Source organism: Rhizobium yanglingense (assembly GCF_977109285.1).
Window position 1 is genome coordinate 55,415 of the sequence record NZ_CDSAWY010000002.1, and the last position, 26,810, is coordinate 82,224.

9 protein-coding genes and 9 pseudogenes are annotated in these 26,810 nt (G+C 61.6%); 6 read left to right on the plus strand and 12 right to left on the minus strand.

What is annotated here, in order from left to right; genetic code table 11:
* Positions 1 to 18 precede the first annotated feature (18 nt).
* The gene (locus ACW4PC_RS01370; RefSeq protein ID WP_455872624.1) at positions 19 to 2,973 is read left to right on the plus strand and encodes a bifunctional [glutamine synthetase] adenylyltransferase/[glutamine synthetase]-adenylyl-L-tyrosine phosphorylase; all 2,955 of its coding nucleotides are present in this window, start codon (positions 19 to 21) and stop codon (positions 2,971 to 2,973) included.
* On the opposite strand, the gene ACW4PC_RS01375 is transcribed toward ACW4PC_RS01370, so the two are convergent.
* From ACW4PC_RS01375 to ACW4PC_RS01385, 3 genes and pseudogenes are all read right to left on the minus strand, one after another.
* Positions 2,970 to 5,288, minus strand: a complete 2,319-nt coding sequence (locus tag ACW4PC_RS01375; RefSeq protein ID WP_455872927.1) for a PAS domain-containing sensor histidine kinase — start codon at positions 5,286 to 5,288, stop codon at positions 2,970 to 2,972. The genes ACW4PC_RS01370 and ACW4PC_RS01375 overlap by 4 nt on opposite strands.
* A gap of 181 nt (positions 5,289 to 5,469) precedes the next feature.
* Positions 5,470 to 8,141 (minus strand): annotated as a pseudogene (gene pepN / locus ACW4PC_RS01380) (aminopeptidase N).
* Positions 8,142 to 8,318: 177 nt separating this feature from the next.
* A pseudogene (locus tag ACW4PC_RS01385) lies at positions 8,319 to 9,370 on the minus strand (methyl-accepting chemotaxis protein).
* On the opposite strand from ACW4PC_RS01385, the gene ACW4PC_RS01390 reads away from it, so the two are divergent.
* The 3 genes and pseudogenes from ACW4PC_RS01390 to ACW4PC_RS01400 all read left to right on the plus strand — a co-directional run bounded on the left by ACW4PC_RS01390 (position 9,329) and on the right by ACW4PC_RS01400 (position 11,837).
* On the plus strand, positions 9,329 to 9,532 hold the full coding sequence (locus tag ACW4PC_RS01390; protein ID WP_455872952.1) for a hypothetical protein: 204 nt from the start codon (positions 9,329 to 9,331) through the stop codon (positions 9,530 to 9,532). The pseudogene ACW4PC_RS01385 and the gene ACW4PC_RS01390 overlap by 42 nt on opposite strands.
* Before the next feature lie 271 nt (positions 9,533 to 9,803).
* Positions 9,804 to 10,673, plus strand: a pseudogene (locus ACW4PC_RS01395) (DMT family transporter).
* A gap of 210 nt (positions 10,674 to 10,883) precedes the next feature.
* Entirely contained in the window at positions 10,884 to 11,837 is a 954-nt protein-coding gene (locus ACW4PC_RS01400; RefSeq protein WP_455872625.1) for a hypothetical protein, read from the plus strand.
* Positions 11,838 to 11,963: 126 nt separating this feature from the next.
* Here the strand turns inward: ACW4PC_RS01400 and ACW4PC_RS01405 are convergent.
* The 6 genes and pseudogenes from ACW4PC_RS01405 to ACW4PC_RS01430 all read right to left on the minus strand — a co-directional run bounded on the left by ACW4PC_RS01405 (position 11,964) and on the right by ACW4PC_RS01430 (position 20,182).
* Positions 11,964 to 12,156: pseudogene (locus ACW4PC_RS01405) on the minus strand (hypothetical protein).
* Positions 12,157 to 12,290: 134 nt separating this feature from the next.
* Positions 12,291 to 13,170: pseudogene (locus ACW4PC_RS01410) on the minus strand (uracil-DNA glycosylase).
* Between the two features lie 59 nt (positions 13,171 to 13,229).
* On the minus strand, positions 13,230 to 14,525 hold the full coding sequence (locus ACW4PC_RS01415; RefSeq protein ID WP_455872626.1) for an Hsp70 family protein: 1,296 nt from the start codon (positions 14,523 to 14,525) through the stop codon (positions 13,230 to 13,232).
* Positions 14,526 to 14,844: 319 nt separating this feature from the next.
* A pseudogene (locus tag ACW4PC_RS01420) lies at positions 14,845 to 17,965 on the minus strand (efflux RND transporter permease subunit).
* A 3-nt stretch (positions 17,966 to 17,968) separates the two neighbouring features.
* A pseudogene (locus tag ACW4PC_RS01425) lies at positions 17,969 to 19,232 on the minus strand (efflux RND transporter periplasmic adaptor subunit); the annotation flags it as partial.
* Between the two features lie 161 nt (positions 19,233 to 19,393).
* On the minus strand, positions 19,394 to 20,182 hold the full coding sequence (locus tag ACW4PC_RS01430) for an SDR family oxidoreductase (protein WP_455872627.1): 789 nt from the start codon (positions 20,180 to 20,182) through the stop codon (positions 19,394 to 19,396).
* A 245-nt stretch (positions 20,183 to 20,427) separates the two neighbouring features.
* On the opposite strand from ACW4PC_RS01430, the pseudogene ACW4PC_RS01435 reads away from it, so the two are divergent.
* Positions 20,428 to 22,133, plus strand: a pseudogene (locus ACW4PC_RS01435) (4Fe-4S dicluster domain-containing protein).
* A gap of 70 nt (positions 22,134 to 22,203) precedes the next feature.
* Here ACW4PC_RS01435 and ACW4PC_RS01440 read toward each other — a convergent pair.
* A complete protein-coding gene (locus ACW4PC_RS01440; RefSeq protein ID WP_455872628.1) occupies positions 22,204 to 23,109 on the minus strand; it encodes a DMT family transporter in 906 nt (301 codons plus the stop codon).
* A gap of 145 nt (positions 23,110 to 23,254) precedes the next feature.
* Here ACW4PC_RS01440 and ACW4PC_RS01445 point away from each other — a divergent pair.
* A pseudogene (locus tag ACW4PC_RS01445) lies at positions 23,255 to 23,729 on the plus strand (Lrp/AsnC family transcriptional regulator).
* A 322-nt stretch (positions 23,730 to 24,051) separates the two neighbouring features.
* On the opposite strand, the gene mgtE reads toward ACW4PC_RS01445, so the two are convergent.
* Together mgtE and ACW4PC_RS01455 are read right to left on the minus strand one after the other, a co-directional pair.
* On the minus strand, positions 24,052 to 25,419 hold the full coding sequence (gene mgtE / locus ACW4PC_RS01450) for a magnesium transporter (protein ID WP_455872928.1): 1,368 nt from the start codon (positions 25,417 to 25,419) through the stop codon (positions 24,052 to 24,054).
* A gap of 280 nt (positions 25,420 to 25,699) precedes the next feature.
* A complete protein-coding gene (locus ACW4PC_RS01455; protein WP_455872629.1) occupies positions 25,700 to 26,713 on the minus strand; it encodes a zinc-binding alcohol dehydrogenase family protein in 1,014 nt (337 codons plus the stop codon).
* Positions 26,714 to 26,810 lie beyond the last annotated feature (97 nt).

Below are 26,810 nucleotides of genomic sequence, written 5' to 3' on the forward strand. Positions count from 1 at the left end.
GCCGCACCGGGAGGTGAAATGCTGACGATATCGACACATAGCCTGAAGGACGTGGGTGGCGGTTTATTGCGACCGCTGAACCAATCCGAGCTCAAGCTGGCGCTCGCCGACCTTCAGGATATCGGCGGACACGAACCGGCCGTCGCGGCACTGCTGAAGGCCGGTGGTCCGCTATCCGACTTCATCGCTGCGGTACTGACGCTTTCGCCCTATCTTCGCGAGATTGCCAATATAGACAATGCGATTCTCGCTGCTGCGATTTCATCGCCTGTCGAGCCGCAGATCGAAGTGCTGATTGCTGAGGCGCGCGACTGCTGGAAGCCCGAAGACGGGATTTCGCCTGCCGAATCTGCCGTCATGAGCCGGTTGCGGACCATCAAGCGGAAAGTGGCGCTTCTTGTCGCTCTCGCCGATCTCGCCGGGCTCTTCGACGGGCGGCAGACGACGGCCTGGCTGAGTGCCCTGGCCGAAGCCTCGGTCAAAGCCGCGATCGATCATCTGCTGCTGTCTGCCCATGAGGCCGGCAAACTGCAATTGAAGGACGCCGAAAATCCGAGCGAAGGTTCCGGTCTGGTCGTGCTCGGGATGGGAAAGCTCGGCGCATCGGAACTGAACTATTCGTCCGATATCGATCTTGTGGTTTTCTTCGACGAGCATGCCGGCATCGTGCCTGATCCGGATGATGCGATCGACATCTTTCCGCGGATGATGCGGCGGCTGGTGCGAATCCTTCAGGAGCGCACGGCCGACGGATATGTCTTCCGTACCGATCTGCGCCTGCGTCCCGATCCCGGTTCGACACCGCTTGCGATCCCGGTCGATGCCGCGATGATCTACTATGAAGGGCGCGGCCAGAATTGGGAGAGGGCAGCCTTCATAAAGGCGCGGCCCGTTGCCGGGGATATGAAGGCGGGAGAGGGGTTCGTGCGCGGGCTTGCGCCCTTCGTCTTCCGCAAATATCTGGACTATGCGGCGATCGCAGACATTCATTCGATCAAGCGGCAGATCCACGCGCACAAGGGCCACGGCGCAATTGCGGTCAAGGGGCACAATGTCAAGCTCGGCCGCGGCGGCATCCGCGAGATCGAATTCTTCGTGCAGACGCAACAGCTGATCGCCGGCGGGCGCATGCCGGCGCTGCGCAGCCGCGGCACGGAGGAGACGCTTGCCGAACTGACCAAGGCGAAATGGATCGATGCGGAAACCCGCGACGAACTGACGGAGGCCTACTGGTTTCTCCGTGATGTGGAACACCGCATCCAGATGGTGCGCGACGAGCAGACGCATTTGCTGCCGGAAACAGAGGCCGATCTGAAGCGCATCGCCTTCATGATGGGCTTTACGGATACGTCGAGTTTTGCTGAGCGGTTGGTGGAGGTGCTACGGACCGTGGAGCGGCGCTATGCGCGGCTCTTCGAGCAGGAGACCAGGCTGTCGACCGATACCGGAAATCTGGTGTTCACGGGCCAGGCCGACGATCCGGATACGCTGGAGACGCTGAAGAAGCTCGGCTTCAAGCGTACGTCCGACATTTCCCGCATTATCCGCACTTGGCATTACGGCCGCTATCGCGCGACACAATCCGTCGAAGCGCGGGAGCGGCTGACGGAGCTCGCGCCGGAGCTGCTTCGCGTCTTCGGCGAAAGCAAGCGGGCTGACGAGGCGCTGCTGCGCTTCGACAGCTTCATTTCCGGCCTGCCGGCCGGTATTCAGCTTTTCTCCTTGCTCGGCAGCAATCCGGCGCTGCTTTCGCTGATCGTCAACATCATGTCCTCGGCGCCAAAGCTTGCCGAGGTGATCGCCGCCAAGCCGCACGTCTTCGACGGCATGCTCGATCCGGGACTGATGGCGGAGTTGCCGACGCGTGACTATCTCGGCGAACGTTTGAAGGCATCGCTGGCGCAGGCGGGCCACTATGAGGAGGTGCTGGACCGGCTGCGCATCTTTGCGGCCGAGCAGCGCTTCCTGATCGGCATCCGGCTCTTGACCGGCGCGATCAACGGGCTGATGGCAGCTCGCGCCTTCACCCATCTGGCCGACCTTGCGATCGAAGCCGCGCTCGATGCGGTCAGGCAGGAAATGCGGGCGGCACATGGCGATTTTCCCGGCGGCAAGGTCGCCATTGCCGGCATGGGCAAGCTTGGCAGCTTCGAGCTGACGGCGGGCTCCGACATCGATCTCATCCTGCTCTACGACTATGACGATGCCGCTTCTGAATCCGACGGCGCGAAGCCATTGGATGCCGTTCGTTACTTTACCCGCATGACGCAGCGGCTGATCGCGGCGTTCTCGGCGCCGACCGCCGAAGGCGTTCTCTACGAAGTTGACATGCGGCTTCGCCCCTCGGGAAACAAGGGCCCGGTCGCCACGCGCATCAGGTCTTTCGAGAAATACCAGCGCGACGAGGCTTGGACATGGGAGCATATGGCGCTTAGCCGCGCCCGATTGATCTGTGGTGATCAGAGCCTGATGAGCGAGGCGGAACAGATCATCCGCGATGTTCTCTCGAAGAGACGCGATGCCGTAAGGGTGAGCCGCGACGTCGCTGAGATGCGCGAACTAATCGACAAGGAGAAAGCGCCGGACGGTATCTGGGACCTGAAACTTATTCCGGGCGGCGTAATCGATATCGAATTCATTGCGCAATATCTGGCGCTGATCGCGCCGGCGAGGAGCGTATCGGCGAAGATCGGCGGGATGAATACCGGCGAGGCGCTGAAGACGCTCGGGGCGAAGCTCCTGCCGGCGGCCGACCTCGACCTCTGCCTGGAGGCGTTCACGCTCTACACGGAGCTGTCGCAGCTGATCCGGCTTTGCATCGACGGGCCTTTCAATCCCGCCGAGGCGCCGTCCGGGCTGACCGAGCTGGTGTGCAGGGCAGGCGACTGCCCGGACGTCAAGACGCTTGAAGGCGAGATCAAACGGCTTTCGAAGGCTGTCCGGAAGATATTCCAGACGACGGTGAATTCCTAACGCGCTCCGTCCGGAATGCGGAACGAGACGACGGTGCCGATCGCCTCACGCGAACGGATGCGCATCTTGCCGTCGTGAAGTGCCGTCAGCGAGCGGGAGATGGCGAGGCCGAGACCGGAACCGCCCTTGCTCTTGGCATATTGGCTCTGAACCTGCTCGAAAGGTTGGCCAATCTTCGTGAGCGCTTCGTGCGGGATGCCGATCCCGGTATCGGCGATCGTGACGATGACGCCTGCCGCATCGCGGCGGGTGCGGAGTGCGATACGGCCGCCGTCGTTGGTGAACTTCACCGCATTGGAGAGAAGGTTGAGGAGGATCTGCTTCATGGCGCGGCGGTCTGCCGTCAGCGTCATGCCATCACAAACGCGCTGCTCGATGACGATGTTCTTCTGGGCGGCCGGAATGGCGGTGAAGCGCAGGCTTTCCTCGATCAGCGGCGCAAGATCGATCTTCTCGCGGTGCAGTTTCATGTGCCCTGCCTCGATCTTCGACATATCCAGGATATCGTTGATCACGTTGAGCAGGTGCTTGCCGCTGTCATGGATGTCGCGGGCATATTCGTCGTATTTCAGCGAACCGAGCGGGCCGAACATCTGGTTCTGCAGAATTTCGGAGAAGCCGAGGATGGCGTTGAGCGGCGTGCGCAGCTCATGCGACATGTTGGCAAGGAATTCCGACTTCGCCTTGTTTGCCGCTTCCGCGCGTTCCTTCTCGGCCTGGTAGTTGGCGTTTGCGACCGAAAGAGCAGCCTTCTGACTTTCGAGCGTCTGACGCGATGCCTTGAGGTCGCCGATGGTCGCGATGAGACGCCGCTCGGATTCGCGCAGGCGCTCCTGGTTGCGCTTTAGAAGCGTAATGTCGGTGCCGACCGAAACCATGCCGCCATCGCGGGTGCGGCGTTCGTTGATCTGCAGCCAGCGCTCGTCGGCAAGCTGGACCTCGGTCGTGCGCGAATGGCCGGCGCCATCGGCATTTGCCATGCGGCGCTCGATGACCGGCCGGGCGGCTGCGGCGTTGACCACGCTGCGCTCGGTGCCTGGAACGAGGACGCTGTCCGGGAGCCCGTAGGCCTGCTGGAAGTGGGCGTTGCACATCACCAGGCGGTCATTCTTGTCCCAGAGAACGAAGGCTTCCGACGTGCATTCGATCGCGTCCGCAAGGCGCTGGTCGGCCTCGGCGTAGCGCTGCGCGAGGCGATGCTGCTCGGTCACGTCCATGGCGATGCCGATCATGTGGACGCGGCCGGAATTGCTGCGGATCATCTGGGCGCGGGCGCGCATCCACACATAGTGGCCGCCGGCATGGCGCATGCGGAAGATCTGGTCGACCTGGCCGGAACTGCCCTTGGCGATCGAGCGCGCGATTTCGTGTAGCCCACCGTCTTCCGGATGCATCAGCCGTGCCGCGTCGCCGAAGGAGATCGATTTGTCGGAAGCCGGCAGGCCGAGCATGCCGTACATCGAACGCGACCAGAAGAATTCGCGGCTGTCGAAATCGAAATCCCAAAGCCCGCAGCGGCCGCGCGAAAGTGCTGTCTCGACGCGTTGGTTCGATTCGACGAAGATCTCGTCGGCGTCCCGGGCGCGCTTGACCTGCATGTAGTAGGCGTAAAGGATCACCAGCAAGATCGAAGAAATGCCGGCAAACAGCGTCACGTTGAGTGTCAGCTCTTCGCGCCAGAGCCTGCCGATCTCGTCCAGCGAGGTTGCTGCGATGATATAGCCGCCGGTGCTGCCGACCAGGGTGATTTCGGCGTAATGCGGATTGCCGCTGATCGTCGTTTCAATGACGCCGGCCCGATCCCCGAAGCGGCGGATAGCGGAAACCTCGGGAAAGAAATCGCCGGCATTCGATCCGACATAGGCAAGGCCCGCGGTGGATGCGGCGAAGACTTTGCCGCTCGTCTGCACGAGCAGGATGAAGGAGCCACTGCCGAGACGGTCCTGTGGCAGGAATTTCGCAAGTTTCGCCTGGGCTTCGGCGGCTCTGCCGCTGTCGAAGAGATCGCTAGAATCGGCAAATACGGCCGCGGCGGTCGCGGCCGAAAGTGCGGTCGCATGCCGGGCGGCTGCGCCCATTCGGGTATATTCCGACATCATCCCGAAAAGATGCGAGGCTGCGACGACGGCAAGGAATGCCACGATCAGTGCCGGGATGGCGCGCTTTAGGATGATTTCGGTGTGCGGAAGGCGGTTTGCTATCGGCTTGGAGATCGCCGCGGTGCGGTTGGAGGCATTGCCGTGCCAGGCACGAAGCCCCTCAAAATCAACACGCAGCCGCCCTCCGGCCGCAGTTGCCCGCCGCACGTTCATCATCACTAGCCTTGATCCCTCGTGTGATTCGCAGCGCCGCTCGCTCGAACCTCACTCAATGAATCATTACTGATTCGCCGTGTCCAGAGGGAAAGGTAAAAATCTGTTAACTATCTATAAGTGCTGCTTTTTGCCGAGACGTTTCGAAGCGGCGCAGGGTCGCGCGGCGCCTCTGGCGAGCAAATCACCCCTTCAGCGTGCGCTCGACGATGTCGCGAACGTCCGTCGAAAGGGCGGGTGCGTGTTCGATCTCCGTCAGGGCAGCGCGGGCCAAACCGGCGCGCACCGGCTCCAGCGACCGCCATGAACGCATGGATGTCAGGATGCGGGCAGCAAGCTGCGGATTACGCTGGTCGATATCGAGGATCTCGCGCGCCAGGAAGCGATAGCCTTCGCCATCGGCCCGGCCGAAGCCGGTGGGATTGGTGAAGGCAAACGTGCCGACAAGCGCGCGAACGCGGTTCGGATTGGTGCGGTTGAAAAGCGGACTTTCCATCAGCTTGCGGACCCGGTCGAGCGCGCTGGGGCCAGGGATGGTTGCCTGCACGGAAAACCACTTGTCGATGACGAGGGCGTTCTCCGCGAAGTGGTCCCGGAATGTTGAAAGCGCACCGATCGCTTCACCGCTTTCGGGAAAGCGGTGAGCCAGCACCGTCAGCGCGTGCAGCCTCTCGGTCATGTTGTTGGCGGCGTCGAACGCAGCCTTGGCGCGTGCTGGGCCATTCTCCACATAGGAAAGGTAGGTCAGCGCGGCATTGCGTAGCGCCCGGCGGCCGGCACTTTTTGCGTCAGGGCTGAAGTCGCCCGGCGTTGTCATTTTCTCGAAGAGACCGGTAAAGATTGCGATTCCACGATCTGCAATCTGCTTCATGACGGCCTGGCGCCCGGCATGGATCGCGTCCGGATCGTTGTTGCTGCCGAGTTCGCGGGAGATGTCGGATTCGCTCGGCAGGGCGAGCGCCTGGGCGCGGAAGGCGGGCTCAAGGCTCTCGTCGGCGGCGGCATGAAGCAGTGCATCGATCGAGGTCTGTTCGCAGGCAATCGCTTTGCCTTCACGCGCGTCGCGCGCTGCCTTCAGCAGGTTCGGCAATGCCAGATCGGTCAGCGCCTGCCAGCGAGCGAAATGGTCCGTCTCGTGACGGGCGAGCAGCGCGAGGTCGGCGGGGCTTTGGTCGAAATGCAGGTTGATCGGCGCCGAAAAGCTGCGGTTGATCGAAACGACCGGCCGCGATCCGATGCCGTGGAGAACAGCAGTCTGCGTTTTGCCGATGAGATGCAGCACCTCTCCGGTATATTCGGCTCCTTCGACGGAGGCGGGCTCGATCTTGCCGCCGTTTTCGCTGAAGAGGGCGAGGCTGAGCGGGATATGCATCGGCTTCTTGCTCGGTCTGGCCCGGCGTCGCCGGAACCATCTGCTCCAGAGACAGGCTGAAGCGTCTTGGCGGTCGCATCGTAGCTGCCGGAGGCGGTGACGAGCGGCGTGCCGGCCTGGTGGTACCAAAGCGAGAACTGCGCGAGGTCGCGGCCGCTCGCATCCTCGAAGCACTTGACGAAATCCTCGCATCGTCGACCGCCTGGCCGTCATGGCGGTCGAAATAGAGGTCCATGCCCTTTGTTGAAGCGTCTCCTTGCCGAGCAGCGTGCGCGATCATGCGGGTGACTTCGGCTGCCCTTCTCGTAGACCGTCGTCGGTGTAGAAGTTATTGATTTCCCGATAGCTGTCGTCGGACGAACCGGGTGGGCGAGCGGGCCCGCGTCCTCCGGGAACTGCTCCGACTTCAGATGCCGGACCTCGGCGATTCGCTTGACCGGCGCGCGAGCGCATGATCGGACGAGAACTCATGGTCGCGATAGACAGTCAGGCCTTCCTTGAGGCAGAGCTGGAACCAGTCGCGGCAGGTAATGCGGTTGCCGGTCCAGTTGTGGAAATATTCATGCGCGATGATCGCCTTCGATATTGGCGTAGTCGGCATCGGTTGCGGTTTCCGGATCGGCGAGGACGTATTTGTCGTTGAAGATGTTGAGGCCCTTGTTCTCCATCGCCCCCATGTTGAAGTCGGAAACGGCGACGATCATGAAGATGTCGAGATCGTATTCGCGACCGAAGACCTCCTCGTCCCACTTCATGCGATCGCTTCAGCGCGTCCATGGCATAGGCTGCGCGCGGCTCCTTGCCGTGCTCGCACGTAGATCTTCGAGGGCGACCTCGCGGCCGGACATCGTCGTGAAGCGTGTCCTCGATTGACGCCGAGATCGCCGGCGACGAGCGCGAAGAGATAGCTCGGCTTCGGATGCGGATCGAACCACGGCCGCGAAATGCTTGCCTTCGCCATAGCCGGCGCCGCCGAGGAAGTTGCCGTTGCGAAAGCAGAAGCGGATTGGCGGCCTTGTCGGCGATGATGTTGCACCGTGTAGGGCGCGAGCACATCGGGACGGTCGGGGAAATAGGTGATGCGGCGGAAGCCCTCGGCCTCGCATTGGGTGCAGTAGATACCGCCGGTGCGGTAGAGGCCCATCAGTTGGGTATTGGCTTGCGGATTGATGATCGTCGAGATCGTCAGTTCGAAGGGGTCGGCTGCGGGAAGGTTGTAGACGGCCAGGCTATCGGCTGTCGCCGTATATTGCTCCGGCGGCATTTCCATCTGGTCGAAGAGCAGGCCGGAAGGTGACAAGCTCGTCGCCGTCGAGAACAAGCGGCGCCTTCGGATCGGCACCTTCGCGGCGATGGAAGATCAATCGCGCTTCGACTTTTGTTTCTGTGGGATCAAGGTCGAAGGTCAGGTCCACGCGTTCCAGAACGAAATCGGTGGGGCGGTAGTCTGCCAGATCGATGACCTGGCCCGTGTCTGTACGCATAGTGTTCCCTGAAGACCGTTATCGATATGGGCTGGGACAGACGCGAACGCTCTGCCATAGGTTTTGCAGCATCATCACATTAAAGTCTGAACTAAACTTAAAGCGAAATGGAGCGGGTGCAAGTTTTGATGGCCGCAATTGGCGGAGATGCTTAGATGACGCGCGGACGAGCGTGCACTATCTAAGATTGAGCGCGGCCCTTATGGCAGCATCGTCTTCTGTCCGCTGGACGACGACGCCGTGCCACCCGAGACCGTCATAATCTTCGTATCCCAAGGTCTTCGCAAATGCGACGATCGATCCGTTGTTGTCGTAGTAGCTGCCGCGGGATTGGCCTGTCTGATTTTGCAGTGCGAAGTGGGTGAAGAGAAGCGCCGGATTGCTTGCGGCGATGATCCTGCTTGCGCCATCGAGTAGCATGACGGTCGTCTTTTCCGCGACCTGCGGCGGCAGGTTGGCCTCTTTGTCGACGATCGCCTGTCCCTGATTCTGCCAGTCGAAATAGACGCCGAGCGTCCCGACGATCGCCCCGTCGACTTTGCCGCCTTCGCGCACGCCGGTGGCATAGACAAGCGCGGTCCGGCCGTCGTGCAGCGGGCTGGGGCGGACCTCGTCGACGATGTAGTCGTCGCCGCGCTTGCAATGCGCCGCCGCCTGGAACCAGGCGTCGCCGGCAAGCGAACGGTTGGTGAGTTTGCGCTGGAACTCGGGATTTGCCGAGGCGACGATACGCCCGGAAAGATCGGTCAGCACAAGGTCCAGATAGACCGTGTAGAACCGGTTTATCACGCCGAGCCGCTCGGACGCAAAGCTTGCCTTGTCGCTGCCCGGCTCCTGCAGGGCCTGCCACAATGCGGTATCGGTTGCCCACCATCGCACGTCAGCCGTCCGTTCGAAGAGGTTGCGCACGATAAGCTGGCACCAGGGTTTGGGCAAGGTCCGTCAACCTCACGCCTTCCATCTCGTTCACCAGCGAATTCCGCCATCGTCCGCGACAGCCCGATGCGGCCAAGGACGTTGCTCTCGAACCTTCCCGCGATATCGCTTGCAACCTGCGCCAGACGCTGCACCTCGTTGGCAACGACGGCAAAGCCCTTGCCGGTCTCGCCCGCGCGAGCGGCCTCGATCAGTGCGTTGATCGCCAGCAGCTTGATCTGCTTCACCACATGGGTGTTGGCTAAACTGAAATGCTCAAGATCGGTACCGATCCCTTCCGTCACAATGCGCATGGAACGCGGCGTTGCGGTCTGCTGTGGTCTGATCGCTTCGTCTTCTTAAGCGGCATCATGGAGGTGATCCTGGCAACAATTGAGGTGGCGGTTATGAAAGTGATCGCTGCGATACTGCTGAAATCAATGCGAGTTTATGGTTTTCAAAAGATTAAGGGTTGAAATATTCAAGCAAACATTTTTGGGCAAGTCTCTTTTGTGCTGATTTTTGTGCAACTGTGCGCGTAATGCGAGAGAACTGAATGCGCCGGCGCCTTTTTTCACTTTTGGCCTGTTCTTCGAGTCGCAGCGCCTGCCACAGTCAGGTTGCGTCGAGTCTGACGTATTTCCCCGCTTCAAATAACTGGCGCACGAGTCTGACATGCAGTCGGCTTTCGAAAACCCCATGAGAGGAATCTGACTGAAGGTCTCATCGGTGGTGGTCTTTCTCGGCATGCAGACCTTCATCAAGCTCGCCGGTTCCGATGTCGCGCCGGGGCAGGTGACCTTCTATCGCTCCTTCTTCGCGCTCTTCCCGATCATGGGTTATCTTGCTTATCGCGGACAGTTGCGGGCAGCCTGCCATACGGCAAATCCGATTGGCCATCTAAAGCGGGGCACGATCGGCATCCTTTCCATGGGCTTCGGGTTTTACGGCCTCCTGCATCTGCCGTTGCCCGAGGCGATTGCGCTCGGCTATGCGACACCCCTGGTCGCGGTCATTTTCGCGGCAGTCTTCCTCGGGGAGACAGTCCGAATATACCGTTGGAGTGCGGTTTTCTTCGGTATCATTGGCGTTGCCATCGTCTCATGGCCCAAGCTTACGCTTTTCAGGCAGGGCGGCATGGAGGCAGAGCAGGGGGTCGGGGCTTTGTGCGTCCTGATATCCGCCGTGCTTGCCGGCATGGCGATGATCCAGGTCCGCAAGCTCGTCGAAGAGGAAAGGACGGCGACGATCGTTCTCTATTTCTCGATGATCGCATCGCTCTTTTCGCTCGCGACGCTGCCGTTCGGCTGGGCCTTGCTCGATCTCAACACGAAGTTTCTGCTGGTCTGCGCAGGCTTTTGCGGCGGCGTCGGGCAAATCCTTCTGACGGAGAGCTACCGTCACGCTGATGTGTCGACAGTGGCGCCGTTCGAATACACCTCGATCCTGCTTGGCGGCATTGTCGCCTATTTCGTGTTTCGGCGATGTCCCGGGCGTCCATATGATGGTCGGAACGGCGATCGTCGTCGCAGCCGGCATATTCATCATCTACCGCGAGCATCAACTCCGGGTTGGAGACGCCGCAAAGCCCGGAAAGCCGGTACGCCGCAGCCTTGATCGGATCAAGGCAGAAATCCGCCTGCCGATTGTCCAACCCGGCCGGAATGCACTGGCGAAATTTAAGGATACCAATCGGCCCCCAAATGTGGTTTCTAAATATGACGAAACTTCATTTATTCAAAGCCTTGCATGTCTGATTGGCCGCTGATGCCGGATCTGGTCCCCGTGCTGAGCTGCTGCGAACGCTGGCTTGCGAGCGGGACGCCCATGAAATTTACGGCAGAAGAACTGGCGCGGCACCCTGATTTTCTGCTCAGCATCCGTCATCTGGCCGGGACTTTGCGCGGCATGTTCCAAGCCGGTCCGCGCCTTGCCCGTCTGCTCACCTCCCACCAGCGCTGGCTCCTCACCCAGACCGCCTATGCGCTCGCCATGCAGTACGATCCCGGCGATCCCTCTTCGGGGCTTTCCGCAGTTTCGCTGACGACGCTGATAACACGACACAAGGTCGCGAGCCGCAACACGGTTTTGAACTTCATCGAAGAGCTCTTCACCTATCGCTTCATCACCCATGCGCCGGGCGAAGAGCGCCGCCGCCCGCGTCATTTCGAACCGGCCGAAGTCAGCAATCAGGCAATGTACGGCTGGCTTCTCGCCAATCTCGCCGCCCTCGACATGTTGGACCACGGCGATCGCGCCGGCTGCCTGCAGGCGCATCCAGAGCTCCTTCGGATTGCCCAGCCGCTGGTTGCCCGCAGCTGCCTCGAAGATACGGCCTGGCGAGAGCCGCCGGAGCCAATTGCGCTCTTTCTTTGGACGGAAGCGGGCGGTCTGGTCGTGGACCATCTCATGGCTCGAATTGACCTTAACGGTGCCGACACGGAAAGGTTCGACGTCGGCCGCGTCGAAACGCGCAATCTGGCCGGCGATTTCATGATGTCGCGAACGCATCTCCAGCGCCTCTTTGCAAAGGCGGTGCAACAAGGCTGCCTTGGCTGGTACGACGAGCCCAAAAAGACGCAGTTATGGGTGTCGCGCGATTTCGTCAGGGAATATTGCAGCTGGCAGGCTGTCAAGTTTGCCTATGTCGAGAACGCCTTTCGCGTTGCCCGGGCAAAACTGGAGTGCGTGCCGGCCAAAGTGCTGGCGCAAGCTCGAAGCGCGATCGCCGCGATTTCTTTGACCAGCGGAGCCGGCTCGGCGGTGGAAAGCTCGCGCTGATACTCCGTCGCGGCGCAGACGGCAGCGCGGATTTGCTCGATCGTGTCGATATTGCGCAGAAGCGAAACGAGTACTGCAGACATAAAAAACTCCGATCGCGCGCCCGAGGCCGGGCCGCGCTCATCTCTAGTATTCCTGGAAATCCACGAAGATTGCGGAGGGCCGCGTCGTGCGGCCGCAGATGCCGGTCCCGCGGGCGATCATCTGCTCGTTGGTCGCAAAGCCCAAGCGGCTGTAGCCTTGCGTGGTGCGAGCCGGTATCACTTGCCAGGCGGAGGGTTTCAAACCCGCAGTGTATAGGACGAAAACTTGCGTTCATTGCCTTGGTTCCTGTCAGATTCCTCCCAAGACAGGACTATATATTGCAGTGCAGCATCGATTCTGCAATGCGCCAAAATAGGATACAGCCATGCGGAAAATGCATGGGTCGTTTCATGAAAACTTAATGTTTGTCTATTTTCTAATCAGGTCGAGCGACTTGAGCCGTGCCTGAAACGCCAGGAGATCACTCCAAGCCAGCCGCTTGTTGATCGGCGCGGTCAGGAGATCCTGCGGGTGTAGCGTCGCGATTGCCGGTATCGTCAGCGGCCCGGCACCGATCTCTTTCCACTGCCCGCGCAGGCCGTGGATGGTGTCGTTCTCGCCGAAGAAGAAGCGGGCGGCGAAATTGCCGAACAGCAGGATTACCTTCGGTTCGGCAAGCGCGATCTGGCGTTCGATGAAGGGGCGGCAGATTTCCATCTCGGCGACAGAGGCGACACGGTTGCCTGGCGGGCGCCAGGGAATGACCTGCGTCAAAAGAATGCCGTCTCGATTAAGCCCAATGGCCGCCAGCATCCTGTTGAGAAGTTCTCCCCCGCGCCCGGCAAAAGGCGTGCCCTCGCGGTCGTCGTCGGCGCCAGGTGCCGACCCGATCACCATAATGCCGCTTGCAGCGTTGCCCGTCGCAAAGATCGTCGAACGCGCACTGTGCTTGAGATTGCAGCCGTTGAAGGCCTCGATCGCGGTCTTGAGCTCGCCGAGCGATCGCGCAGCTCTCGGCCGCAAAGCGCGCGTGCTGCACGGCTTCGCCATCAGGAATGGCAGGCTGCGGCCGAGGGGCTGCGCGCTCAGCCGGCGCCGCAGCTTGACGTTGCGCCGCCGACTGGCCGCTCGGGGCTGGGTCGGGCTTTGCGGGGGAGCAGCGGCGTTGCGCCGCGCCCGCCTTCATCGCCTCGAACTCGGCGAAGCGGTCGACTGCCTCCTCCTCCAGCAGCCATTCGACGCCGGCTTCCGCATGGAAATGCAGAAGCACGGCAAGCTCGGCCGGAGAAAGTTCGTTGACGGAGATCATACGGCGACCTTAGCGAAGTGGCAGCAGCAATGAAAGGGCGGGTGCCGTGCCTCTGCCGCTCATTGCACAGTCCATTGCGCGATGTCGTCGCGTTCGCCGATCAGGGCAAGCCCGTGGGCGATGGAGAGCAGCTCGCCGCCGGTCTCGATCTTGCCGGCGTCGAAGCGTTCGGTGAAGATGCGGCGGACGGCAGGCACGAAGGATGTGCCGCCGGTCAGGAAGACCTTGTCGATGTCGCCGGGCTTGGTTTCTGTCTTCTCCAGAACGTCGTCCAGCGTGCCTTCGATACGAGCCAGATCCTCCGCGATCCAGCTTTCGAAGTCGCTTCCTGCGAATGATGCGATGGCCGCCGCGGCCAAGCGGGCGCGAAATCGAATGGTGCTTCGTCTGCGCGAAGACAGTGCCATCTTGGTGGCGGAGATCGCCTGATAGAGCGGATAGCCCTCGTCGTGATCGACGAGATCGATGAAGGTTTCGAGCTTCTCCGGCTCGAGCGCCGTGCGGACCAGTTTCTTCAGATCCTCGAATTCGCGCGAGGTCTTGAAGATCGAAAGCTGGTTCCAGCGACCGAAGCTCGAATAATAGTTCGACGGCACCTCAAGGATCTTGTCGAAGCTCTTGAAATGGCTCCCCTTGCCGATCTGCGGCGCGACGATGTTGTCGATCATCCGGTAGTCGAAATGATCGCCCGCGACGCCGACGCCCGAATGGCCGACCGGCGTTGCCGTCAGCTTGCCGGCAACGGTTTCGAAGCGGATCAGCGAATAGTCCGTCGTGCCGCCACCGAAATCGGCAACGAGCACCGTGGCGTCCGACTTCAGGTTCTGCGCGAAGTAGAAGGCGGCGGCAACCGGTTCGTAGACGTAGTGGATTTCCGGAAAGCCGAAGCGCAAGAGCGCTTTGTTGTAGCGTTCGGTTGCAAGCGCCGGATCGGGATTGGCGCCGGCGAAGTGCACCGGCCGCCCTGTGACGATGCGCGTCACATCCCTCGACCAGTTTTCGCCCGCATAGGCGCGCAGTCGCCGGATGAAGACCTCCATCAGGTCTTCGAAGCTGTGGCGCTTGGCAAAGATCAGCGTGCCCTGGAAGAGGGCGCTTGCCGCAAAGGTCTTGATCGACTGGAGGAAGCGGCAATCGCCGGGATTGTCGATGAACTGGCGGATTGCCGCATGCCCGGCCTCGACCTTGAGGGCGGATGTGCCGAGCTGCGGATCCTTCATGAAGGAAAGCGCCGTGCGCATGCTGTCGGCCGTGCCTTCCGCGCTGGTGAACGCCATGGAATGTGTCGTCCCGCCATTGGCCGTGGCGAGAACCGTATTCGTCGTGCCGAAGTCGAAACCCAGCGCCTGAGCCATGCCCGCACCTCTTCATGCCGATTATGATTGAGACCGGAGCCTTGCTCCGCATGAAGGACGCACGCGCGTCCAAAATTTAGGAGGGCGCGTGATGCCATAGAGGGGCGACACATTCAAGAGGGAAGGCGAGGGGCGTTGTGCCCATCTGGTGGTGGCCCCTCGTCCGCCTGCCGGCACCTTCTTCCCGCAAACGCAGCGAAGGGGGTATGCCGCGCTCGCTTGCCCACTTCTCCGACGTCGAGTGAGGCGCGTCCTCCTCTCCCTGCAGGCGGGGAGAGGGTTAGGGTGAGAGGCAATGCGCGAAACCCCGACCGAAAGATCACTCCGCCGCGATCGCCGTCGGCTCCTCTTCGTCCGGCACCGCTTCCTTTCGCTGCCAAAGCCTCTGAAGCCAGCTGTTCAGCCGGCCCATCTCGATGAAGAATAACGGGCGTGATGAAGAGCGTCAGAGCCTGGGAAACAATGAGGCCGCCGACGACTGCGACACCCAAGCGGCTGGCGCAGCTCGGAGCTCGCACCGGTGCCGAGTGCGATCGGAAGAGCGCCGAGAAGCGCGCAGAAGGTCGTCATCATGATCGGCCGGAAGCGCCGCACGCAGGCCTCGTGAATGGCCTCCATAGGCGACACTCGCCTGTGCGAGCGCAGGTTCTCCAGCGCCACGTCGATCATCATGATCGCGTTCTTCTTGACGATGCCGATCAGCATCAGGAGGCCGATGAGCGCGATGATCGAGAGGTCGAAACCCATCACCTTCAGAGCCAGCAGTGCGCCCAGAGCGGCCGCCGGAAGGCCGGACAGAATGGTGAGCGGGTGGATGAAGCTCTCGTAGAGAACGCCGAGGACCACATAGATCGTCAGCACCGCGGCGAGGATCAGAAGCGGCGTGCTGCCTTGCGACTGCTCGAAGATCTGCGCCGTACCGCCATAGGACGTGAAGACGTCCGCCGGCATGTTGATGTCCTTCTTGATCTGGTCGATCGCGGCTGTTGCGTCACCCAGCGCCTCATCGGCAGGCAGGTTGAACGAAACCGTCGTCGAGACGAGCTGACCTGTCTGGTTGATTGTCACCGGCCCGGTGTTGCGCTCGACCCTGCGCGAAATTCGACAACGGGACCAGCGTGCCGTTGGTTGAGAGCGACCCGGATATCTTGAAGCTTCTGATCGTCCCAGGGCTTGTTGGTGTCGTATTCGACGATAACGTCGTAGCTGTCGCCGGTGGATTGGATTTGCGCTGCCGTATAGCCGCTGAACGATTCCTGCAGGGTCGTGCGCAGCTGGCTGTTGTCGATGCCGAAGGCGGCTGCCTTTTCGGAATCGACGACGATATTGGCCTGCAGCGCGTTGTTCTGCGCATCGGTTGTCACGTCGGTGAAGCGCGGATCGCCGCGCATTGCCTGCTGGATATTATTGGCCCAGAGATTGGTCTGCTCGGCGCTGAGTGCCTGAACGACCAGCTGATACTGGCTTGCGGTCTGACGGCCGCCGAAGCGCAGGCTCTGTTGCGGCGTGATGAAGGCTTGCAGGCCGGGCACCTTGCCGATGCTGGCCCGCAATTCGCGCAAGGTCTGGTCAAGCGGCGGACGCTGCTCCTTGTCCTTCAGCTCGACATACATCGTGCCATTGTTGAGCGGGCTCCGCGCGTTGCCGCCGACGATCGACATGACGTGATTGACCGCCGGATTCTGTTTCACGATCGCTGCGGCCTGGTTCTGCAAGGCTACCATGGCCGGATAGGAGATGTCCTGGCGTGCCCTTGTGGAGATGTTCAGCCGGCCGATGTCCTCGGCCGGGAAGAAGCTGGAGGGCAGCGTCATGAACAGATAGGCGTTCAAGCCGACCGAAGCGAGGAACAGGCCAAGGATCGCAGGCCGGTGGCCGAGGCACCAGCCGACCGCCCGATCGTAGCCTCTGAGCGTGCGTTCGAAGCCCGCATCGAACCAGCGGACGAAGAGGGGCGGGGTGCCCTTACCGCTTGAAAGCCGCGAGCCGAGCATCGGCGTTACCGTCAGCGAGACGATGGCGGATGCGACGATCGCCATTGCGACGACCATGCCGAATTCGTTGAAGATGCGGCCGACGACCCCGCCCATCAACAGGATCGGGATGAAGACCGCAATCAGCGACACCGACATCGAAATGATCGTGTAGCTGACCTCGCCGGCGCCCTTGATCGCCGCATCGAGGACCGGCATTCCCTCTTCGACATGCCTAAGAATGTTTTCCAGCATCACGATCGCATCGTCCACCACAAGGCCGACCGCGAGCGTCAATCCGAGCAGCGAGATGTTATCGACGCTATAGCCGAGGACGTACATCATGCCGAAGGTCGAGATCAGCGAGAGCGGAACGGCAAGGCCCGGAATGACCGTTGCGGTCAGATGGCCGGTGAAGAGATAGATAACCAGCACAACGAGGCCGATCGTCAAAAGCAGCGTGAACTTTACATCGGAAATCGCGTCGCGGATCGGCTTGGCGGAATCGTTCATGACCTTGGTGGTGACTGACGACGGGATCTCGGCATGCAGCGTCGGCAGCTTGGCGTTGATCGCATCGACGACCTCGACCGTGTTCGCATCCGGCTGGCGCTGGATGGCGAGGATGATGCCGCGGTTACCGTCGTACCAGCTGCCGGTATTCTGGTTCTCGACGCTGTCTTCCACCTTGGCGATGTCGCCGAGGTGAATCGGCGCCCCGTTCGGGTTTGCGATCACCAGCGAGCGGAATTCCGCTGCGTTGGTGCGCTGCGTGTCGGCGTTGATCGTCATGCTCTGCGCGTCGTTCTGCAGCGTGCCGACCGGCACCTGGCTATTGGCGGCGCTGATGGCCTGGTTGACGGTATCGATGCCGATGTTGCGGGCAAGCAGCTTGTTGGGATCGACCTCGACGCGGACGGCATAAGTCTGTGCGCCGAACACGGTCACTTCGGCCACGCCGGGCAGGGTGGAGAGAGACGGCGAGATGATGTCTTCGGCGATGGCGTCGAGCTTGCTGCGCGGCATCGTATCGCTCTGCACCGCAAGCAGCATCACCGGCGCGTCGGCCGGGTTCGTCTTGCGGTAGCTCGGCGGCGTGGTCATGTTGTCCGGCAACTGCCGGGTCGCATACGAGATTGCCGCCTGCACGTCGGCCGCGGCCGCATCGATGTTGCGGTTGAGGTCAAACTGCAAAATGATGCTGGTATTGCCGAGCGAATTGGTCGCGCTGATTTCGCTGATGCCGGGGATGGTCTGGAACTGCTTGATCAGCGGCGTTGCGACCGAAGTCGCCATGGTCTGCGGCGAGGCGCCGGTCAGCGCGGCCGAGACGTTGATCGTCGGGAAGTCGACCTGCGGCAAGGCAGCGACTGGCACGAGCCGGTAACCTGCAAGACCTGCAAGGATCACGCCGATGGCGAGAAGGGTCGTCGCAACCGGCCGCCGGATGCAGATATTCGGGATCATTGTTCTGCCTCCGCCGCCAGCGGTTTCGGTCTGGTGGGCCGGCTGGTCGGCGGAGGCGACGTTCAGCGCCTTGTCATCGAATTGCTCGTCGACATGCTGCTGGTCGGCAAGCTGCGCCTGTCCCTCGATGACGACGTGATCGCCTTCCGAGAGTCCTGCGGAAACGGCGGTGAAACCGCCGTTCTCGCGGGCGACGGTGACGGGCGTCATCTGCACCTTTTCATCCTTCACGACATAAGACAAAGAACCCGTTCGGCACCGGGGCTGATGGCGACGGTCGGTACGACGACCTGCTGTTCTTTATTGTTGAAGTGAACGACGAGGTTGACGGATTGCCCGGGCCAGAGCGCGCCGGTCGCGTTTTCGAAGCGCGCCTTCGCGAGGATCGTGCCGGAAGCAGTATCGACCGTATTGTCATAGAAGCTGATCGCGCCGCGGCGCACGCTGCCCTTCGTCGAATCCGGTGTGGTCGTGACCTCGACGGGTCCGGTTGGCGAGCGATTGCTTCAACTGGCGCAGATCGCGTTCCTGCAGATGGAACTTCACATAGATCGGATCATATTTGGCAATCGTCACAATCGCCGTTCCGGCACCGACGAAAGCTCCAGGGCTGACCGCGATGTCGCCAAGGCGGCCGTCGAAAGGCGCGCGGATTTGCGTGTGTTCGAGCAGAACCTGATCGGAGGCGAGCGAGGCCTTGTCGGCCTCGACGGTGGCGGCAGCCGTGTCGCGAGCGGCCTTGGCCTGGTCGTAGCTCTGCTGCGTGCCGGCCCTTTGCGCCAAAAGATCGGCTGCGCGTGTGAGAGCGGTTTCGGCTTCCGAAAGCGTCGCTGTGTCTCGGATGATCGTCGCCTTGTCCTTGTCGACGGCGGCTTGCGCCGGCCGGTCGTCGAGCTTGACGATCAGGTCGCCTTGCTTGACCGTGGCGCCGTCGGTCGCGACGATCGAAGTGACAAGCCCCTGTTCCTGCGCGGCGATCGTGGTGGTGTTTTCGGCTTCCGCCCACCCCGAGGCCGTGACGTCTCGCGGCAGCACTGTCTTCACGGCGGCGACCGTTTTCACGAGCGTCGGGCCGCTGCCGCCCCGCCGGTTATGCTGCCCGCCGCCTTGCTGGCCCGCTTGCGGCCTTGCCGCCTTGTTGCGCAGGCGCCCTGACCAACTGCGAGACGTAGGGAAGCTGGTCGACGAAGGGAATCCTGTTTCCGAATTGCCAAACGCTGACGGCAGTCACTGCAATAATGCTGACGGTGATCCAAAATTTCTTCATGCGTGAGACCGGTCTTGACGATTGCGCGAAGTTTCCGGTCCCGATTGAGCCGCCTATATTGCGGCGCGAAAAAGACATAATCCGCCAGCCGCAATCACTAAGTGGTTATAATGGCTTAAATTTTCGTAATGATCGGCGTGGCGCCCATCTCCCGCTTGCGGTCAAACCGAACGCGCCGCACCGCCGTCGCAACGGATCAGTGAGCCGGTGATGTAACTCGCCGGTTGGCTGCAGAGGAAAGCGGCGGTTGCTGCGAATTCCTCGACCTTGCCATAGCGGCCAACCGGAATGCGCGCTTCCTTGTCGCTGCGGATGTCTTCCATGCTTTTGCCGGTGCGCTTGGCGGCCGCGCCGTCGAGCTCGTCGAGTCGTCCGGTGAGGATGCTGCCCGGCAAGAGCAAATTGGCCGTCACGCCGCGGCTTGCGACTTCCGAGGCGAGCGTCTTCGACCAGCCGGCAAGGGCAGGGCGCAGCGTATTGGAAAGCGCCAAATTGGCGATGGGCTCTATGACGCCGGACGACGCGACCGTGAGGATGCGGCCCCAACCCTGCGCCTTCATGCCCGGAAGCAGGGCGTTGGTCAGTGAAATGACGCGCAGCACCATCGAGAAGAAATAAGTCTCAAGCTTCTCAGGCGTCATGTCCTCGGTCGTTCCGGGCGTCGGGCCGCCGGTATTGTTCACTAGAATATCCAGGCCGGCGAACTTTTCCTGGACGGCGGCAGTCACCGTCTCGACGAATTTCTCGTCAGCCAGATCAGCCCAGATCCAGTCCGCCTTGCCCTTGCCCTCGGCGTTGATCGCCTTGCAGTTGGCCTCCAACTGCTCACCGCTGCGGCCGCACAGAAGTACGTTTGCGCCTTCACGTGCGAGTGCGACCGCAATACCATGGCCAAGCCCGCGCGACGAAGCCAGAACGAGTGCACGTTTGCCGTTGATTCCGAGATCCATGATGTCCTCCAGATGCTTCGGCTTCTGTATAAGGCGCAGCCGACGGAAAAGGGAAGGGTGCTGCTACCGAAGAACAATTGACGTTAACGTAAGCGTTATATAATCTTGCGGTGGAGGAGATATTGATTGTGCGAATTGGAGGATCGGCTGTCGCTTCCCGGCTCGACAATGCTTTCCGGTTTTGCCAAGACAATGACCCGACAAGGGGATTATGGCCGCGTGGGCGGCCGAGCGGAGACGGATGAATGACCGAGACGACTGAGCTTCCCGAACGTGAAAGCATGGAATTCGACGTTGTGATCGTCGGTGCCGGACCTGCCGGCCTGTCTGCCGCGATCCGGCTGAAGCAGGTCAATCCGGAGCTTTCCGTCGTCGTGCTGGAAAAGGGAGCCGGAAGTCGGCGCGCATATCCTGTCGGGCGCCGTCGTCGATCCGATCGGCATCGACCGGCTGCTGCCGGATTGGCGCAGCCAAAGCGATCATCCGTTCAAGACCGAGGTGACCGCCGACCATTTCCTGGTGCTCGGTCCGGCCGGCTCGATCCGCTTGCCGAATGTGCTGATGCCGCCCTTGATGAACAATCACGGCAATTACATCGTCTCGCTTGGGCAACGTCTGTCGCTGGCTGGCCGAGCAAGGCCGAAGAACTGGGCGTCGAGATCTATCCGGGCTTTGCCGCAACCGAGGTGCTCTACAACGACGAGCGGTGCGGTCATCGGGGTCGCCACCGGCGACATGGGCATCGAGAAGAACGGCGAGCCCGGCCCGAGCTTTGCCCGCGGCATGGAACTGCATCGGCAAATACACGCTGATCGGCGAAGGCGTGCGCGGCTCGCTCGCCAAGCAGCTGATCGCCAAGTTCGACCTTTCGACAGCGGCCGCGAGCCGCAGAAGTTCGGCATCGGCCTCAAGGAGCTCTGGCAGGTCAAGCCGGAGCAACCACAAGCCAGGCCTGGTGCAGCATTCCTTCGGCTGGCCGCTCGGACTTCAAGACCGGCGGTGGCTCGTTCCTCTATCATCTGGAAGACAACCTACGTGGCCGTCGGCTTCGTCGTCGCACCTGAACTACAAGAACCCCTATCTCTCGTCCGTTCGAGGAGTTCCAGCGCTTCAAGACACCATCCGGCGATCCGCGGTACCTTCGAGGGCGGCAAGCGGCATCTCCTACGGCGCGCGCGCCATCACCGAGGGCGGCTACCAGTCGGTGCCGAAGCTTTCCTTCCCCGGCGGGGCGCTGATCGGCTGTTCGGCGGGCTTCGTCAACGTGCCGCGCATCAAGGGCAGCCACAACGCCGATGCAAGTCCGGCATGCTGGCCGCCGACAAGCCGTCGCCGACGCGATCGCTTGCGGGCCGCGCCAACGATGAGCTCGTCGAGATACGAGAACGCCTGGCGCAAGAGCTGGCATCGGCAAGGACCTGAAGACAGGTCCGCAACGTCAAGCCGCTGCTGGTCGAAGTTCGGCACGGCGATCGGCGTGGCGCTCGGCGGTCTCGACATGTGGGTCGACCACGCTGTTCGGCTTCTACCTTCTTCGTGCACGCTGAAGCACGGCAAGACCGATGCGCCAGTCACTGGAGCCGGCCGCCGAGCACACAGAAGATCGACTATCCGAAGCCGGACGGCGTGCTCGACCTTCGATCAGTCTCTCCTCGGTGTTCCTGTCGAACACCAACCACGAGGAAGACCAGCCGGTGCCACCTGAAGCGTCAAGGACATGGCCCGATTGCAGAAATCGCTCCGAGTACGACGTCTATGCCGGGCCGTCGGCGCGCTACTGCCCGGCCGGCGTCTACGAATGTGGTGCGAGAAGGACGGCAAGGAGACGCTTCCAGTCATCAACGCCCAGAACTGCGTTCACTGCAAGACCTGCGACATCAAGGACCCCAACCAGAACATCAACTGGGTCCCGCCCCAGGGCGGCGAGGGGCCGGTCTATCCGAATATGTGAGGTCGAACAGGCTTGATTTTCAAACACAAGGAGCCCGGCAAACGCTGGGCTTCTTTGTATCGGGTTTCATTCAGCGCTGACGGGCGGCGATGCCCGTCGACAATGCCACGCCGATCCCTGTGATGACAGCGGCTGCGATTTCCGCCAGGCCGATTTCCTCGCCCAGCAGGGTTCCCCCGCCAAGCGTTGCCAACACCGGCGTGATCGCCGTAAAGGCTGCCGCCTGCGTGCCGCCCAGCGTCTTGACGGCGGTGCCGTAGGCAACCATGGCGACAAGGCCGGACAGGATGCCCTGGCTCAGGACCTGCAGTCCGAGATCTCCAGTGCTTGCCCGGGTCAGCGAGGTGCCGAAGCCGGTGGCAAGCCCTGCAATGATCAGGAACGACCAGATGGCGATCAGTGCGCTCGCCTGGATGGCGGTGAGCCCGCTGCGGCGGAAGGCGTGCGTATAGCTAGCCCAAAGAACGGCGCCGGCGGGCAAAAGCACGAAGCTCGTCCACGGCAGCGATGCATCCGAAAGGCTCTGCACAAGCAGGAGCAGCACGCCGCAGACGATCGCGGCGAGGCCGAGCTTGCGGGTAATATCCGGCCGCTCCCCGAAGATGAATATGCCGATGAGTGCCGTCGCAAGCGGCATGGAGCCGCCGAGCAGGATGCCCGAAGAACCTGCCGGGGTCGCATGGATGGCAAGTGTGGTGACGAGAAAGAAGACCGCACCTGCGCCGGTCACCATCAATGCCAGCAGACGCAGCGGAACGCCTTTCGGCAGCAGGCCGGTCTTGAGCCAAACGGGCGAAAGGGCAAGCGCGGGAATGCCGTAGCGGATCAGTCCGATATCGATCGAGCCGAGCGGCGTTGCTGCGCTGTGGCGGGTCGCAAGAAGCCACGTCGCCCAGATGAGCACCGTGACGGTTGCACCCGCGTAACCGGCGATGAGGGATGGGGATTTCTCGTTGGCGATGCTGAAATTGGGCATCGGTCTATCCTTTCTTGTCATTCGGTGTGCTGTCCGACCGAGAAAAAGATAGGCCCGATGGTCAGGGCATGTCCTTGCTATCTGTAGCGCCACAAACATGCTAACAGCAATGATCTGCCAACAATAAGGGACAAAGTTAGAAAATATGCCAAATCTTGATAAATTCGATCTGGCCATCCTTGAATGCCTGCAGGAGGATGCACGCGCCACCAACGTCGAAATCGCCGAAAAGGTAAACCTCTCGCCGTCGCCCTGCCTGCGGCGGATCCGCAACCTTAGAAAAAGCGGGTGTGATCCGCGGCTACCGCGCCGATATCGACCGAAAGGAAGTGGGGCTGGGGCTGACGGTCTTAGTCGAGTTCAAAGTGGCCCATCACAGCCGCGAGAATTCGGAATCCCAGCAGGCGGCTCTCCTTGCGATCCCGGAGATCGTTTCCTGTTTCCTGATTTCTGGAAGCGCGGATTTTCTGGCAGAAGTCGTGGTGGAGGACCTTGCTGCTTACGAGCGGCTTCTCACCGATACATTGCTGACGCTGCCGAACGTCAGCGACATCCGCTCGAACTTCGCCATCCGCAGCATGAAGACCAACGGGCCTTTGAAGCTGCCCAAGGGGAGGTAGATCTGCACGCTCGCCAAGTCGCCCGGTGAAGCAGATGGAGGCAAGATGTGAGCGAGCCTTGGTGGTGCCGAGAGCTCACCCTGGATCTTGTCATTCCTGTCCTTGTGACAGGAATCCAGCCATGGGGCCTCCGCCGTGACCCTTTTATGTCACTGAACAGGCCTTCCGCGACATGGACATGGCCCTGCTGGATCCCTGCAAGCAAGGGATGAGGGAGGAGGGTGAAGGCGGTCAACAACACAGCAACGTTGTGCATGCCGCTCGTCTCCTTGCTCGCTCCTTCTAGTCCCCCTTCTCCGCCAGAAGAAGGAAAATGGCCTGCCTAAAGCAACGTCCCGCTAAGGATGAGCAGGGCCACGGAGAAGTAGATCACCAGGCCGGTCACGTCGACCAGCGTCGCGACGAACGGTGCCGACGCGCTGGCGGGGTCCAGGCGAAGCCTTTGCAGCAGGAATGGCAGCATCGAGCCGCAGAGCGAGCCGAAGGTGACGATGCCGATCAGCGCGGCGAAGACGGTGAGGCCGACGAGCAGCCAATGCTCGCCGTAGTCGTAGAGGCCGATTTTCTGCCACAAGACGATGCGGCCGAAGCCGACGAGCCCGAGGATGGTGCCAAGCACGATACCGGTCGGCAATTCGTGCAAGAGCACGCGCCGCCAATCCGAAAGCTTGAGCTCGCCGAGCGCCAGGGCACGGATGATGAGGGACGTCGCCTGCGATCCGGAATTGCCACCGGAGCTCATGATGAGAGGGACGAAGAGCGTCAGCACGATGGCCTTCTCCAACTCCCCTTCGAAATACTGCATGGCGCTTGCCGTCAGCATCTCGCCGAGGAAAAGGGCCGAAAGCCAGCCGGCCCGTTTGCGGATCATGCCGAAAAAACCGATTTTCATGTAAGGCTTGCCGAGGGCTTCCATACCGCCGAACTTCTGGGCGTCCTCGGTCGTATCCGCGATCATCGTGTCGATAACGTCATCGACGGTGACGATGCCGAGCATGTGGCCGTCGTCGCTGACGACCGGCAGCGCCAGCAGATTGTGCTTGCGGATCAGCCGGGCGACGTCCTCCTGCGTCATCAGCGGATCGCAGCGAACGAGGCCGCCCTTGTGCGCGACGGAGAAAACCGATGCCTGCGGTTCGCCGGTGATGAGGCGACGCAGTGTCACGACATTGGTCAGCCGCTGCGTTGCCGCGTCGAGGACGTAGATCGCATAGACCGTCTCGCGCGAGCGCTCGACCTGGCGAACATGGTCGAGCGTCTCGGCAACGGTCCAGGTGTCCGGCACGCTGACGAACTCGGTCGTCATGATGCTGCCGGCCGTGCGCGGCGGATAGCCCATCAGGTGCTTGACGCCGAGCGCCGTCGTGCCGTCGAGCTTCGTAAAAAGGGTCGCGCGGGAACCTTCGTCCAATTCATGGAAGAGATCGGCGACACGATCGTTTGCGGTGGCGTTGAGCAGCCGTGCGGCATGCTCGACCGGCATCTTGGCGAGGATTGCGGCAGCGTTGTGCAGCTCCGGCCTGGCGAGAATGCGGACGGCCTTGTGCTGCGGAAGCGTGGCGAGGATGGCCGCTGCCTCCGGGATGTCGAGTATGTTGAGACGCTCGACGCGCTCTGCGGTGGTGACCGTTCCGAGGCTGTCGTGGGTGAAGAAACGGGCAGCATGGCCTGCCCGCAGGGGGAAAGCGATTGATGTTCACTGGCTCGCCTTTCCGTCGATCCGCCGCAGCGTCCGGCGGGCGAGCCCGACAGGAGTCGGTCAGCGCACGGCGGCCGCGTACGGCAAGGGCAATCGACTGCTACTGTCGCTTGGCATCGGGTTGATGGCTCCGTTGATTTTGCGCGGAAAAGGGCTGTCATCCGCGTGCCGTAAGACCTGCTCCTCCGATCGAGAAAAGTCAAGCGGCGTTGGTTTGTGAGCATATTGCCGCACCCGGGGTGCGGCAATATGCGTGGATTATCGATGCTGGTCAGAAGCCGGCGAGTACTGCCTTGCCCATCATCCTGCCGCTCTCGACCATCGAATGCGCCTTCTTCATATTGGCCGCATTGATCGCGCCGACGGTTTTGCTGAGTGTCGTGCGGATATTGCCGGCATCGACAAGCTCCGACACCTTGTTGAGGAGGTTATGCTGCTCGATCATATCGGGCGTCGAAAAGAGCGGCCGTGTGAACATCAGCTCCCAATGCACCGAAACGGCCTTGCGCTTGAAGGGCACGACGTCGAGGAACTTCGGATCGTCGATCAGCGCGAAACGGCCCTGTGGTGCGATCGCCTCGACGATGTCGGGGAGGTGGCTGTCGGTGTTGGTTGTCGAGAAGATGAAGCCTGGAGCCCCGATGCCGAGAGCTGCAACCTGCGGCGCGATCGGCTTCGAGTGATCGACGACGTGGTGCGCGCCAAGTTCCTTCACCCAGACCTCTGTTTCGGGACGGGAGGCGGTTGCAATGACTGTCAGATCGGTCAGCGCCCGGGCGATCTGGATGGCGATCGAGCCGACGCCGCCGGCACCGCCGATGACGAGGAGAGCGCGAGCAGCGCCCGGTACCGCGTCCTGAACCTTCAATCGGTCGAACAGTGCTTCATAGGCGGTGATCGAAGTCAGCGGCAGTGCGGCGGCGGCCGCGAAATCGAGGCTCTTCGGCTTGCGGCCAACGATACGCTCGTCGACGAGATGGAATTCTGCGTTCGAGCCCGGCCGATTGATCGCACCGGCATAGTACACCTCGTCTCCGGGCTTGAAGAGCGTGACATCCGGACCCACGGCCTTGACGATGCCGGCTGCGTCCCAGCCGAGAACCTTCACTTCATCTGCCGGTGGTGCCGAATGTGCCCGCACTTTCACATCGACCGGATTGACGGAGACGGCCTTGATCTCGACGAGCAGGTCGTGCCCGGTCGCCTCCGGAACGGGCAGGTCGACATCGATCAGCGATGTCTCGGCGGAGATCGGCTGCGGGATCTTATAGGCGACGGCGCGCATGGAAACCTCCTATGTTCGTTGCACGGAAGCTAGATGCGTCTTATGTCCGAAGAGTGCAAGAACGCACAAATTCTGTACGTAGTACCAAAAAGGATAC